The organism is Spirosoma oryzae, assembly GCF_003002825.1.
Lineage (GTDB): Bacteria > Bacteroidota > Bacteroidia > Cytophagales > Spirosomataceae > Spirosoma > Spirosoma oryzae.
This window is the reverse complement of sequence record NZ_PVTE01000006.1, coordinates 145,377-157,662: the sequence shown is the minus strand read 5'-3', so window position 1 is coordinate 157,662 and position 12,286 is coordinate 145,377. Positions and strand designations below refer to the sequence as shown.

13 protein-coding genes are annotated in these 12,286 nt (G+C 54.0%); 3 read left to right on the top strand and 10 right to left on the bottom strand.

Annotated elements, in window-relative coordinates; all coding sequences use genetic code 11:
• Nucleotides 1-59: 59 nt before the first annotated feature.
• The 3 genes from CLV58_RS08745 to CLV58_RS08735 all read right to left on the bottom strand — a co-directional run bounded on the left by CLV58_RS08745 (nt 60) and on the right by CLV58_RS08735 (nt 2,409).
• Nucleotides 60-1,130 carry a ferredoxin--NADP reductase gene (locus tag CLV58_RS08745; RefSeq protein ID WP_106137413.1) on the bottom strand — a complete coding sequence of 357 codons (1,071 nt, stop codon included), beginning with the start codon at nt 1,128-1,130 and terminating at the stop codon, nt 60-62.
• 127 nt (nt 1,131-1,257) lie between these two features.
• On the bottom strand, nt 1,258-2,106 hold the full coding sequence (locus CLV58_RS08740) for an N-acetylglucosamine kinase (protein WP_106137412.1): 849 nt from the start codon (nt 2,104-2,106) through the stop codon (nt 1,258-1,260).
• Nucleotides 2,107-2,148: 42 nt separating this feature from the next.
• The gene (locus CLV58_RS08735) at nt 2,149-2,409 is read right to left on the bottom strand and encodes a cytochrome b5 domain-containing protein (protein WP_106137411.1); all 261 of its coding nucleotides are present in this window, start codon (nt 2,407-2,409) and stop codon (nt 2,149-2,151) included.
• Between the two features lie 94 nt (nt 2,410-2,503).
• Between CLV58_RS08735 and CLV58_RS08730 the strand changes: the two genes are divergently transcribed.
• Together CLV58_RS08730 and thiL are read left to right on the top strand one after the other, a co-directional pair.
• A complete protein-coding gene (locus CLV58_RS08730) occupies nt 2,504-2,953 on the top strand; it encodes a hypothetical protein (RefSeq protein WP_106137542.1) in 450 nt (149 codons plus the stop codon).
• A 109-nt stretch (nt 2,954-3,062) separates the two neighbouring features.
• Nucleotides 3,063-4,097 carry a thiamine-phosphate kinase gene (gene thiL / locus CLV58_RS08725; RefSeq protein ID WP_106137410.1) on the top strand — a complete coding sequence of 345 codons (1,035 nt, stop codon included), beginning with the start codon at nt 3,063-3,065 and terminating at the stop codon, nt 4,095-4,097.
• On the opposite strand, the gene CLV58_RS08720 is transcribed toward thiL, so the two are convergent.
• The 4 genes from CLV58_RS08720 to CLV58_RS08705 form a co-directional block, all read right to left on the bottom strand.
• Nucleotides 4,098-4,571 carry a hypothetical protein gene (locus tag CLV58_RS08720; RefSeq protein WP_245882276.1) on the bottom strand — a complete coding sequence of 158 codons (474 nt, stop codon included), beginning with the start codon at nt 4,569-4,571 and terminating at the stop codon, nt 4,098-4,100.
• Nucleotides 4,572-4,689: 118 nt separating this feature from the next.
• Nucleotides 4,690-5,760 carry a mannose-1-phosphate guanylyltransferase gene (locus tag CLV58_RS08715; RefSeq protein WP_106137409.1) on the bottom strand — a complete coding sequence of 357 codons (1,071 nt, stop codon included), beginning with the start codon at nt 5,758-5,760 and terminating at the stop codon, nt 4,690-4,692.
• 145 nt (nt 5,761-5,905) lie between these two features.
• Complete coding sequence (locus tag CLV58_RS08710) at nt 5,906-7,405, bottom strand: efflux transporter outer membrane subunit (RefSeq protein WP_245882275.1); 1,500 nt, start codon at nt 7,403-7,405, stop codon at nt 5,906-5,908.
• A gap of 14 nt (nt 7,406-7,419) precedes the next feature.
• Nucleotides 7,420-7,734 (bottom strand): DUF952 domain-containing protein, encoded by a 315-nt coding sequence (locus CLV58_RS08705; protein ID WP_106137407.1) that lies wholly within the window; start codon nt 7,732-7,734, stop codon nt 7,420-7,422.
• 362 nt (nt 7,735-8,096) lie between these two features.
• Between CLV58_RS08705 and CLV58_RS08700 the strand changes: the two genes are divergently transcribed.
• Nucleotides 8,097-8,534, top strand: coding sequence for a peptidylprolyl isomerase (locus CLV58_RS08700; protein WP_106137406.1), 438 nt, complete (start codon nt 8,097-8,099; stop codon nt 8,532-8,534).
• Between the two features lie 142 nt (nt 8,535-8,676).
• Here CLV58_RS08700 and CLV58_RS08695 read toward each other — a convergent pair whose 3' ends face one another.
• From CLV58_RS08695 to CLV58_RS08685, 3 genes are all read right to left on the bottom strand, one after another.
• Nucleotides 8,677-10,788 carry a peptidylprolyl isomerase gene (locus tag CLV58_RS08695; protein WP_106137405.1) on the bottom strand — a complete coding sequence of 704 codons (2,112 nt, stop codon included), beginning with the start codon at nt 10,786-10,788 and terminating at the stop codon, nt 8,677-8,679.
• A 261-nt stretch (nt 10,789-11,049) separates the two neighbouring features.
• Complete coding sequence (locus tag CLV58_RS08690) at nt 11,050-11,595, bottom strand: sll1863 family stress response protein (RefSeq protein WP_106137404.1); 546 nt, start codon at nt 11,593-11,595, stop codon at nt 11,050-11,052.
• Nucleotides 11,596-11,658: 63 nt separating this feature from the next.
• Nucleotides 11,659-12,276 (bottom strand): thioredoxin family protein, encoded by a 618-nt coding sequence (locus CLV58_RS08685; protein WP_106137403.1) that lies wholly within the window; start codon nt 12,274-12,276, stop codon nt 11,659-11,661.
• Nucleotides 12,277-12,286 lie beyond the last annotated feature (10 nt).

The window sequence follows — 12,286 nt, the reverse complement described above, 5'->3', positions numbered from 1 at the left end:
CCGGCGCACCGGTCTCTACAAAAGAACGGCCCCGGATTGATGTCCGGGGCCGCTTGCTGTTAGTCGATTTCGATAACGACATCTCGCCCGACGGGGTGGGCAACGCAGGTCAGTACGTAGCCAGCCTTCAACTCGGCATCGGACAGGCCGTCTTCTTCATCCAGTTTGACGGTACCCGACGTGCATTTACCCAGACAGGCCGTACACATACCCGCCTGACACGAATAAGGTAAATCAATATCAAGATCGAGCGCGGCTTCGAGAATGGTTTGGTGCGGGGCAACGGCAAACTTGTATTCGCTGCCTTCGTACAATACCGTTACCTCAGGGGAGCCTTCGTCGCCCGCAGAAACGGGATCTTCGATTACGTCACCTGCGGGTACCGACGCCGTTGCAAAGCTTTCCTTGTAAACACGGTCCGCCGGAACACCCAGTATATTCATCGCCGAACGGGCTTCGGCCATCATGCCATCGGGACCGCACATGTACACGCTCGTAGTGCGAAGCTCGTCGGCCGAGAGGTTGCTCAGCAGCTTTGTCAGCGAGTGTTGATTCAACCGACCTTCCAGCCCTGTCCAGCCCGCACTGGGTTGACTCAGTACGTGTGTCACCTGAAACCGGGATGGGCCGTATGCCTGTTGCATGGCGTCGAGGTGCGCTTTGTAAATAATCGACTCCTGATTGCGATTACCAAAGATCAACCACACCCGGCTGTTTGGCTCAGTATGCAGCATCGACTTTGCCATCGAAAACAAGGGCGTAATGCCACTGCCCGCACCAATCAGCAGCAACGTCCGGCGATTCTGGCTATCCAGTTTCGGCACAAACGTTCCCATCGGCTCCAGCGTTTCGATGATGTCGCCGGATTTGATACGGTCGCAGAGATAGTTCGACGCTAGTCCGCCGGGGACCCGCTTTACCGATACGGCCAGCGATACATCGACATGGGGCGACGAAGACATCGAATAGGAACGACGCACCTTTTCACCGTTGATGTTGAGCAGGAAGGTCAGAAACTGGCCCGGTTGGTACCGAATTTCTTCGCTGATTGGGTGCCAGAAGGTTATTGTTACGGCATCGGGCGTTTCCCGAATAACCTGATTTACTTTTAGAAAATACCGATTTGCCATTAGTTATTCTATTGTTCTGTCGGTTTACCGTTTTCGGTTTACGGTGATCCCCGTCTGAAACCTGATGGATTTTCACCGAAAACTGGACACTGAAATCTATAAACCGACTTCTGTCCGCAAAAGTACGTCAGTTCGTGGTTTGATGGTACTGCACCAGTTTGTCGATTGGTGCTTTCAGGGTGCAACCCATTATCAGGCCCGCCTGTTCGACGGCTGTTCGCAACGGGTCAGCAAAGTAATGCGCAATGGAACCGACAAAATGCACCGGCCACTCCGCCGACTCCGGGAAGGGGATGATATACGTTTGCAGGAAGAGTTGAAACGCGTCCGTGACCAGCGTTCGCACAGCCGGGTGATCGCTATGATCGCTCAGGAATGGGGTGAAGGCCGCAAAGTATCGGTTCGGATTTGGCTTCTTATACGCCTTGTCGAGCAACGTTGCCCGGTCGAGGTTGTACCGTTGCTGAAACAAATCGATCAGATCCGCCGGTAGCGTTTTTTGAAAAACCGAGCGCACCAGCGTTTTGCCCAGATAGCCCCCACTCCCTTCGTCGCCCAGCCAAAAACCCAGCGATTGAATGCCACGTGTAATTTGCGTTCCGTCGTAGCAACAGGCGTTTGCCCCCGTGCCGAGGATACATACAATACCCGACGAATGACCGGATGCCGCCCGGGCGGCCCCCAGCATATCGCTGTCGACAATAATCGATTCAGCATGCGGCAACACAGCCTGCACGGCTGCCACGACAACATGATTGACCGACGGACCACTGCACCCGGCACCGTAGAAGAACACGCGCTGCACTGCATCAACCGGTAACTGTGGGGCTAGTTGAGCACTCAGCATCGTACGAATCTGATCGACCGTCTGGTAGTATGGGTTAATACCCTCCGTCTGACAAGCCGTTACGGTTCCATCGGCGGCTACCAGTCGCCAGTCGGTTTTCGTTGAGCCACTATCGGCAATAAGAAGCATATGATTTGATTTACAGCGCCATGCCATCTCGGGACGAATCGTTCAGCCCAGCCGCCCGACGACGCGAAATTTGGCAAAAACCGATTCGGAATGGGGCGCATCGGCGAGTTCATCGGTAAGATCCTGACCAGCCCAGTGTTCGTAGTGTTGCCCGTTCCGCCAGAGCCGCGACGCCGACACGTCATAGATCAGCCCGGCGTAGGCGCACCAGATCTCATCGCGGTCAGAGCCATTGCGCAGGGCCAGCTGCGAACGGGTGAAGACGGGTAACGGATCGACGCCAAAAGCAGGTAAATGAGCCACTTGTTTGATATTTATTGACCGGTGGTGTACAATTTGTGGGTAACGACAAAATTAGCGTAACTTTAGCCACTTCTGTTTTATGCAACGCTTACTCATGAGAAAGACCTCATTCCTTCCCATTTTCTCGATCCTGGCTATAGCTGGCATGCTGATGGGTTGTCCTAGTTCGAAGACTCCACCCCTATCAGAACGCATTGCCAAAGCCTGGACAGCCCGCATTGTGACGGAGAATGGTAACGTTGCTTATACCCGTGGTGGAACCAGCAACATACGCACGTACAACAACTTTAAACTCGATTTGTCGTCGGCACCAACGGTTCGTCTGACCGAATTTGATGGCAATACCTTTGTCGGTACGTATTCTGTACAGGATAATCCCCAGCAATTGACCCTAACCGCCCTGCAGCCACAACCAACCGGCACTAACGGCACCATATCCTACACGATCAACAGTATTAGTGATACCGAACTGGTACTGACCCGTACAACGACGAGCCAGAAAACCGGCGGAACAACCAACGTCTACACGCTGTCGAATCCGTAATCGGTCGCAAACCATTTTCAATACAGAGCCGTTCCCTACCCACAGGAAACGGCTTTTTTGTTGCCTGATACCAACAGTACTAGCCGCTAATAACCGACAATCCGATCACATGACTGATCTAAATGCACTGGGCGAAATTGGCCTTATCGACCGTATCCGGCAAGCTACGCCCGCCCCTACTCACCCCGAAACCGTGCTCGGCATCGGCGACGATGCCGCCGTCTTTACCTGGGACGACGCCCACTACGGCTTACTGGCAACGGACGTCCTGGTTGAAGGCATTCATTTCGACCTGACCTACGTTCCGCTGAAACACCTCGGCTATAAGGCGATTACCTTCGCCGTTTCGGATATTGCCGCTATGAATGGTTTGCCCGTTCAGGTAACGGTAGGCCTGAGTCTCAGCAGCCGGTTTCCGGTAGAAGCCGTTGACGAATTATACGAAGGCATCCGGGCGGCCTGCGAAGCGTATGACGTCGACCTGGTCGGGGGCGACACATCATCGTCACGGTCGGGCCTGATTCTGTCGATCTCCGTACTGGGCAAGGTGCCCAAAGACCTGATTACGTACCGCAGCACGGCCCAACCCAACGATGTAATCTGCGTGACGGGGGATCTGGGGGCGGCTTATCTGGGATTACAATTGCTCGAACGCGAGAAGCAGGTATTCCTCGCCGACCCCAACATGCAGCCTAACTTATCCGAAGAACGGACGTATCTGGTTCAGCGGCAACTTCGCCCCGACGCCCGTACTGACGTTGTTCATGAGTTGCGTGATCTGGGCGTTCGCCCTACGGCCATGATCGACGTGTCGGACGGTCTGGCGTCGGAGCTGCTGCATTTGTGCCGGCAGTCGAAGACGGGGGCCGTTTTGTTCGATGAGAATTTACCGATCGACGATCAATCGTACCTGGCCGCTGAAGAGTTCAGCATCAGTCCGATCACGGCAGCGCTAAACGGTGGTGAAGACTACGAACTGCTGTTTACCGTGCGCCCGCAGGAGTACGATAAATTGTCGACCAGTTCACGGATTACGGCGATCGGTTATCTCACCGCCGACCCGTCACAAATCGTATTGGCCACCAAAGCCGGGCAGCAGACCCCCATCCGGGCGCAGGCCTGGGAACAGGTAAAGCAGCAATAGCTAGCGCACTTTCAGAAATTTCGAGTACGCATCGCTGCTCGGGACAAACAGCATCGTGTCGTTTCGGAACTGCAGTTGTTGCCGGGAGAAGGTTGTCGCGCGGTTCGACGTGATGTAAAAATTCATAAACAGGCTGTCGGGATACGACGTATCGACGCGAAACGAGTGCATCGGAAAGTAGTATGACATCTCACTACCACTGGCGCTCAGCGTGCCGTCACTAGCGAAGGTCAACGTCTGCGCGGGCGTAGCTGCGTAGCGTTTGACGGTCAGGTAACTGGTATCGCGGGTTTGTACGATGGTATCGATCTTGACGGTGTACAGGGAATCTTTCAAAAACCGCCGTTCAACCAGTCGCCACGTGCCGGCAACGCGCCCATCCGCCGGACCGGTTGATATAGCTTCGGGTGAGTTACAGCTTAGCAAGCCACTTAGTGACAGCAGGAAGATCAGGAACGTAGATGGGTGTTTCACGACGCAGCTTGTTACGTGGGTCTTGTAGCAAAAATAAAGCCCCGTAACTACGAAACGGGTACGGACGCTAAATCCGTACCCGTTTCGTTTATTTTTCCGCTGTAACTAACTGGCAGCGCTATACGTACTCGCCACCGCGCTCCTTAGCGTCGGCTACGAACGCTTTTACTTTCTGTTCGTCTTCCTTACGGCAAATCATCAGCACGTTGTCGTATTCGGCAACGATGTAGCCATCCAGTCCGTTGATAGCCACCAGCCGCTCTTTCGGCGTCTTGATGATGCAGTTTTTGGTGTCGTACAGCAGCACGTGCCCATCGACGACGTTCAGGTCATGGTTCTTGTCGGATACTTCGTACAGCGACTTCCACGTTCCCAGGTCCGACCAACCGAAGTCGCTCAGGACCACGTACACGTTGTCGGCCTTTTCCATGACGCCGTTGTCGATCGATACGCTACCGCAGAGCGAATAGGCCTTATCGATAAACCGTGCTTCGCTATCCTGGTAATAGTCGGCAGCCCCTTCCTCGAAAATCTCTGCGGTTTCGGGCAGATACGCTTTGAAAGCCTTAATGATTGCCTGTATGTTCCAGACAAAAATACCCGCATTCCAGACGAATTCGCCACTATCGACAAACTGACGAGCCAGTTCCAGATTCGGTTTTTCGGTAAAGGTTTTCACCTTTTTGACGGGTTCGTCACCCTCCGGCACGTATTGAATGTAGCCATAACCGGTGTCGGGGCGGCTGGGCTGAATGCCGAGCGTTACCAGAATATCCCGGTTCTGGGTAGCGTCCAGCGCCGTTTTTATCGTCCGCTGAAACTCTTCTTCCTTCAGAATAATGTGGTCGGCGGGCGCTACAACGACGTTTGCTTCCGGGTCACGCTGAGCAATTTTATAGCAGGCATAGGCGATACAAGGAGCCGTGTTCCGCGCAACGGGTTCGCACAGAACTTGATCGCTGTGCAGTTGGGGAAGTTGCTGCAGGCACAGGTCCCGGTACAGCGAACTGGTAACGATAAAGATATTCTCGGGGGGACAGATACCGTTGAAGCGATCAGCCGTTTGCTGAAGAAGCGTACGGCCGGTACCCAGCACATCGTGAAATTGCTTTGGATAGCTTGTACGACTAAATGGCCAGAAACGGGTTCCGACCCCGCCAGCCATGATAATTACATACGTATGATTCATACAGTAACAGAAGCGTAATTGGTGGAAATACTTGCCAAGTACCTGGCAAGTTTACCCGAATCTACAGCAAAAGGTTTAGCCGGACGCAGGAAATGATTGAACGGGTACCAACGGATCAGTGGCATAAATCATACCGTTTACGCGCTTACTGGTAGTCGCCACCCACAGCCCGTAGTAGCGCAACGGCATATTGTGCTTCCTGGCTACGTAGCTGCGCCAGTTGCTGCTCTACCGTCAGGATAGTCCGTTGCGCGTCGAGTACTTCCAGATAGGTCGCCAGTCCACGAACGTATAATTCCCGGTTGTAACGCTCCGTCCGCCGGGCCAGTGTGAGCGTCTGCTGTTGCAACTCGATTTGTTGCCGCAGCAGACTTTGGTTATCGAGTGCGGTTTCTGCATCGCGCAGGGCCAGTTGCAGGGCTTGCTGGTATGTCTGCTGGTTGGTTTGCGTCTGCTGCCGGGCAAGCGCAATGTTCCGCCGAGCCCGGTGTCCTTCGTAGAGCGGCACCGACGCGTTCACACCAACAAGATAAGTCGCGCTACTGGGCGTAAACCAGGGGCCAATCCGACCCGACAGTACGCCTGCCGACCCGACCAGTGTAACGCGTGGCTGCGTACTAGCCTGTTGTAGCTGGACCTGTGCCGTCGCGATCTGGTTTTGCCGGACAAACTGCAACAAGTCAGGACGGCGCTGCAACTGATCGATCTGTACCGTCGCGTACGGGTACTGGGGCACCTGAACAGGCAAGTCGCCGGTAGCAATGGAGAACTGATTCGGGTCCTGCCCACACAACTGTGCCAGCCCATTGACCAGTTCGATACGCGAACGAGTCAACCCTTTGAGCGTTACCTGGAGAGTAGCATAGTCCGTTTCGGCCCGCTGCACATCGATCTGACTGATAAGGCCTGCCCGAAAGCGTTCCCGCAGAATCGCCAGCGTAGAATCGCGAGCCTGTATGTTTCGCCTGAAAGCCCCCTGCTCGGCATCGTTTCCCCGAATGAGCAGGTAGGTACGGGCGATGTCGGAAGCTAACGTCAGCCGGAACGACTGGAAGTCGGCTTCGCTAGCCTGCGCCTGCAAGTCGGCAACGTTGATCGTACGCCGAATTCGTTTGAACAGATCGACTTCGTAACTGGCATCGATCGGCAGAAACTGAAAGGTGTTCAGTTGAAAACGCGGTAATAAATCAGCCTGGTTCGGTATCGACAACGGCCGCCGTTCCGACAAGCTCTGCGTCGTCACCAGCGCGGAACTTCGTAGCGACGGCGACAGAAAAGACTCGGCTATCCCGACCCGAATCCGGGCTTCTTCGACCCGGCTCAACGCAGCCCGCAGGTTGGGACTGTTGTCCAGCCCCAGTTGGATCAGGGATTCCAGCAGCGGGTCGCCGAACCGCTTGAAACCACTCACGGTCAATGCCGGAGCGGGAGCACTCCCATCGGGCGAGACAGCCGAGCTGATCGTTGCAGCCGCTGGGCCTGTGGGCGTCGTACCTTGTGGTTGCAGTGTTCCGGGGGAATTGGCCGGGACAGCGCCCGGCTGCACGGTTACGGCTCCGCCTGGTGCGTTGAGCGGTGTCGTTTGGCCAAATCCGGCTGCACTGACCATCGACAACCCAGCCATCACTGCGATTCGCTTTATCATAATAAGTTGGTCCTTCATGCCTGCTCCGTACGGTCAATCGTCTCTACGTCGACAACAGCCTCTCTGTTGATGGGACCGTAGATATGGGGAAATAGCTCGTTGTTGGTAGCCACCTCGTACCGCAGCTCGGCCGTCAGTTTAGCGGGATCGATATGGAGCAACAGCAGATCGGGAACGTCTTTGTAATACCGCTCAAGAACGCCAGCCACCTGCCCCCGCTCGGATGCATGAATGAACCCTTCCGTTTGTAAACTGCCCGCTTCGTACGTCGGCTGGTTTTCGGCGGCTGCCCAGTCGGCAGTAGTGACAACGTGATAAATACGACTCATAATTGATCAGGGGTTAGTTGCCGGATACAAACCTATCAGTCCCTGTCTTCCGGCGGTGAATCAGTCATCTGCCCAGTGACGGGAAGTACGGGAGTAGTTTCAACCGATCTCCCGACACAAGCTAAGTAGAATTGCACATTGCAAAGAACACTACGTTGCTGAGTGGGGTAATAATAGCCGACAGGCTGACTATCAACACAAAGTAAGCAAAAATAGCTGGACCCGTAATTGGCTTATTTTAAGGATAACTTGTTCGGTTCATACTTATCGGAACCGGTGTACTGCGGGCACATTACTGGTAACTCATACGGGATGCCGGGCAATCGTTTACCTTTGTACCCTCAACCAGTTAAGTTTTTGTTATGCCAAAGGCTCAAATGAATACCGACAAGGGTACCATGACGATCGAATTTTTCGAGCAGGATGCCCCCAAAACGGTCGATAACTTTATCTCGCTCGCTAAGAAAGGATTCTACGATGGTGTTACGTTTCACCGCGTTATCCCCAACTTCATGATCCAGGGTGGCGACCCAACCGGTACCGGTGCGGGTGGACCCGGTTACAGCATCGAGTGTGAACTGACCGGCGAAAACCAGCGTCACGACCGGGGTGTCCTGTCGATGGCTCACCGGGGCCGCAACACGGGCGGTTCCCAGTTCTTTATTTGCCACAACCGGCAGAATACCGCCCACCTCGACCGGAACCATACAGTATTCGGTAAGGTCGTTGAAGGCGATGACGTGATCGACCAAATCCGTCAGGGTGACAAAATCAACAGTATCACGATCATTGAAGAATAGTCAGATTGGTCTGCTGATGTAGCAGTTGTTATCTACTATCAACGCGATGACGCCCAACGAAGAAGGCCCCGGCTACTACAGCCGGGGCCTTCTTCGTTAAGTCGGTTCAACCAGAAACGGTAAACCAAAAGCTATGTGTCGATTAATAGAACCGGGCGCGGTTGTCTTCAACCTTTGCGGCTTCTTTTATGGCTTCGTTGATGTAGAAACCGGTGCGAGCTGCGCTGTTCTGCTGAAGCTGCGTTTTGTACATCGTGTAGTCCGCAATGGCAGGGGCCGGCGTAATCTGCGTTGGCTCAACGATCAGCACACCGGCTTCACCAGCAAACGGCTTCGACCGCTGTCCGGCTTTCAGACCAAATGCCTTACCAAGTGCCGTTGGATCTACACCCGCGCTGCGCAGGAAGCCCGTCGCCAGATTAACATCATCGACCGTTTCGACCAGTGCACCAGCACCGTATTTCTGCGCGATGCTCTCCAGTGAACCGCTGGCGTTACCCAGTTTGCTGATGATCTGCTCACCTTTCAACTGATTGCGTACTTTAGCCGTCAGCTCGTTTTTGTAGTCGCTTACCTTTACGTCGTCTTTGCTGGTCTTGTTCGTCAATACAGCCACCACGTATTGGTCTCCGATTTCGAATGGCTCCGATACATCGCCGACATCCGTTTTCTTCTCGAAGGCCCAACGCACCAGCTGACGCGCATCGGTCAGGGCGTTTACCTGATTGGCTCCTTCCGGAACGCGTTCTGCGGTAGCCACAACCAGCCCCTTCTCTTCTTTTACCTTCGCGTTGAACTCGTCCTGATTGCTCACACCCGATGCAAACTGATCGGCTTTGCGCAGGGCTTCGTCACGCGTTGTCTGGCTGGGCGCGATCGTTTTGCCGATACCGACAACGCGGTACAACTGGTTGGTTTTGGGCTGCGTCACTTTGATGATGTGGTAGCCGAAATCCGTTTCGACCAGCCGTGGGATCAGACCAGCCGACGTAGCGCCGAACACCGCCGATTCAAAGGGTTTTACCATCTGACCGTTGTTTTTGAACGGACCCAGATCGCCACCGAGTTGCGCCGACCCATCGGCACTGTTTTGCTGCGCCAGTACTTCGAAGTTAGCACCACCCTGAATCTGCTCCAGAATGGCCTGCGCCCGACGACGTGCATCCGCTTTTGCCGAATCCGTCTGTGCTGTCGGACGAATCAGAATATGGCTGGCACGGGCGGTGTAGCTCGTATCGGTTTTGGTACCGCCGTACTTATAGATAAAGTACGTGTTGCCTTCACGGAATGGACCATAAATACCACCCGGAGCAAACGTTGGGATCGACGCGCGAAGTTGTTCCGGCATTTCACCCGCCGTCATGTACAGCGGCACGCGAACGTCGCTGTTCTGCTGCGCGAAGGTCGAATCGTTACCAGCAGCACCCAGCCCACGAGCCAGCGTTTTGATTTCGGTGTAAAGCGACGCACTGTCTTCTTTCGACGGCGCTACCGAGAACGTTACGTACTGAATCGAACGGCTGTCTACACCGGGAAACTCGTCTTTGTGCTTATCGAGGTAGCTCTGTAGCTCCGAATCCGACACCTTAACCGTCGTATCGTTGATGGCGTAATACGGAACGAACAGCAGTTTGATGTTAGCCTTCGTGTTTTGCGCCTGATACTCTTTCTCCGCTTCGGCATTCGTCGCGTAGTTCGACATCCGAAGCAGGCCTTCGTATTTGTCGCGCAGGCGATTTTCGCTGATGCTCTGTTCAAACGTAGCCCAGGCCGCCTGTTGCTGCGGGGGCAGGTTACGCATTCCTTTCAGATAGCTGATGATCTGGCTTTTGTCGAAAACACCCGTTTGAGGGTTGGTAAAGGCCTGCCGAACGGCGGGGCTGATGTTGTTGCCCTGCACCATGTCGTACAACTCTTCCGGCGACACTTTCAGCCCCAGCTTGTCGAACTCTTTCTGGTAAGCGATGTCGAACAGCAGTTGATTCCAGGCTTGCTCACGAAGCTGCGTTAGCTCCTGATCGCCCGGTGCCCGGCCTGTTTGCTGCTCGTACTGGGCTCGCAGCTGATCGACTTTGGCATTGAAATCCTGCACGTCGATTGACTGCCCGGCTATTTCACCAACTTCCTGCTGATTGCCACCGAACAGGTTACGACCTCCCAGCAGATCCCCGCCTACGATAAAGAGAAGCAAGCTGACGGCGATTACGCCGACGGCTACTCCCGAATGTTCTCTAATCTTATTAATAACAGACATTTCGCTATTATATAGTCATTTTAGCCCGCAAAATAACAGGTTTTTAGACTGTAATACAAGTTACTACCCCCCGGTAAACAGTTCATATTTTTCAGTTTTTACTCCTATTTGCCGGATACACCTCTTTTTACGTTGCTGTTTCCGTTTAGAAACAGTTTGTGGAGAAATTGACCCACTAAACCGATGTGTCTATAAACGAAAAGCCGACGGACTAAATCGTCCGTCGGCTTTGTGTCCGGGGCAGCTTCCCCCTGTATACTTCTAGTTATTGTCCAGCTTGTCGCCAGCTTTGTCGAAAGCGTTGCTGATGTTTCTGCCTGCCTGTTTGAAGCCAGCTTTAACGTCTTTCCAGGCAGCGGCTGTTGCGTTCTGCGCTTTGTCGATATCCTGGCCAAGCTCTTTGCGCTCCTGTTCCAGTTTCGCCATCTGCTCTTTCGATTCAGCTTTCGCTTTATCGCTCTGCTTGTCCATTTTAGCCTTCAATTCGTCGATTTTGGTATCCAGCTTATCGCGCTGTACTTTCATGTCGGCTACGGCTTCGTCGCGTTCGCGTTTAAAATCGTCGCCTACCTCGTCAGCTTTCGCGTCCATTTTGTCTTTTGCGTCTTCCATGTCCGCCTTCGCTTCAGCAGTGGCATCTTTGGTGTCAGCCTTGATCGCATCACCCGTATTCTCGATCGCGTCTTCGGTGCGCGACTCGTTTTTGTTGTCAGAACCACAAGCCTGCATGAGCGCCAGCGAAGCAACGACCATAACGATACCAGCGACGTTCTTTACCTGATTGAGTACGAGTTGTGTCTTCTTCATTGTGTTGTGTAGTTTGATTTACCCGATGGGTACAAACGCTGTGCCACCCCGGCCGGCCTTCCGTCACGGGCGCAGCTTGACAGCACAACCAACGGCTTTCGTAATGGGCGTCGATACCGGCCGACCAGCCAGCAAACTGGACACCGCTTCGTCAACGTAGTTTCGCTTTACACCCGCCCGATCCTGCGGATTATCATCGATGGCACCCGTATATTCCACAATGAACTGTCCATTCGTCTGTTTCAACACGAAGACCTGTGGCGTCCGACTGGCACCAAACCGGCGGGTCGCCTGCTGCGACTCGTCGATGGCATAAGTATACGGGTAGTGCTGCTCATCCGCCCGGCGCTGCATATTGGCAAACGAATCCTCCGGATAAACGGTCGGATCATTTGGCATAATGGCCAGCACGGGATAGCCCTGCGGAGCAAACTGCCGGTCGATTGCCTGAATCCGCTCTTCGTAAATTCGGGAGAACGGACAGTGATTACTCGAAAATACAACGATCAGCCCTTTCTGCGCTTGATAGTCATGCAGTGTAACGGCACGATTGTCGGTGCTTTTAACCGTAAAATCGTCGACCGCATCCCCCAGCGCATACCCACTGCGCGGCTGCGCACCGAGCGTCGTTACAACCAGAAAGCAGAATGAGAAGAAAATACGATTGATCCAGCGACTCATAGCATGTTTG

Coding starts and splice junctions, on each gene's coding strand:
- CLV58_RS08710 (WP_245882275.1), bottom strand. CDS start 7,405: ATGATAAAGCGAATCGCAGTGATGGCTGGGTTGTCGATGGTCAGTGCA.
- CLV58_RS08690 (WP_106137404.1), bottom strand. CDS start 11,595: ATGAAGAAGACACAACTCGTACTCAATCAGGTAAAGAACGTCGCTGGT.
- CLV58_RS08695 (WP_106137405.1), bottom strand. CDS start 10,788: ATGTCTGTTATTAATAAGATTAGAGAACATTCGGGAGTAGCCGTCGGC.
- CLV58_RS08740 (WP_106137412.1), bottom strand. CDS start 2,106: ATGCTTCTTATTGCCGATAGTGGCTCAACGAAAACCGACTGGCGACTG.
- CLV58_RS08685 (WP_106137403.1), bottom strand. CDS start 12,276: ATGAGTCGCTGGATCAATCGTATTTTCTTCTCATTCTGCTTTCTGGTT.
- CLV58_RS08745 (WP_106137413.1), bottom strand. CDS start 1,130: ATGGCAAATCGGTATTTTCTAAAAGTAAATCAGGTTATTCGGGAAACG.
- CLV58_RS08730 (WP_106137542.1), top strand. CDS start 2,504: ATGAGAAAGACCTCATTCCTTCCCATTTTCTCGATCCTGGCTATAGCT.
- CLV58_RS08705 (WP_106137407.1), bottom strand. CDS start 7,734: ATGAGTCGTATTTATCACGTTGTCACTACTGCCGACTGGGCAGCCGCC.
- CLV58_RS08715 (WP_106137409.1), bottom strand. CDS start 5,760: ATGAATCATACGTATGTAATTATCATGGCTGGCGGGGTCGGAACCCGT.
- thiL (WP_106137410.1), top strand. CDS start 3,063: ATGACTGATCTAAATGCACTGGGCGAAATTGGCCTTATCGACCGTATC.
- CLV58_RS08700 (WP_106137406.1), top strand. CDS start 8,097: ATGCCAAAGGCTCAAATGAATACCGACAAGGGTACCATGACGATCGAA.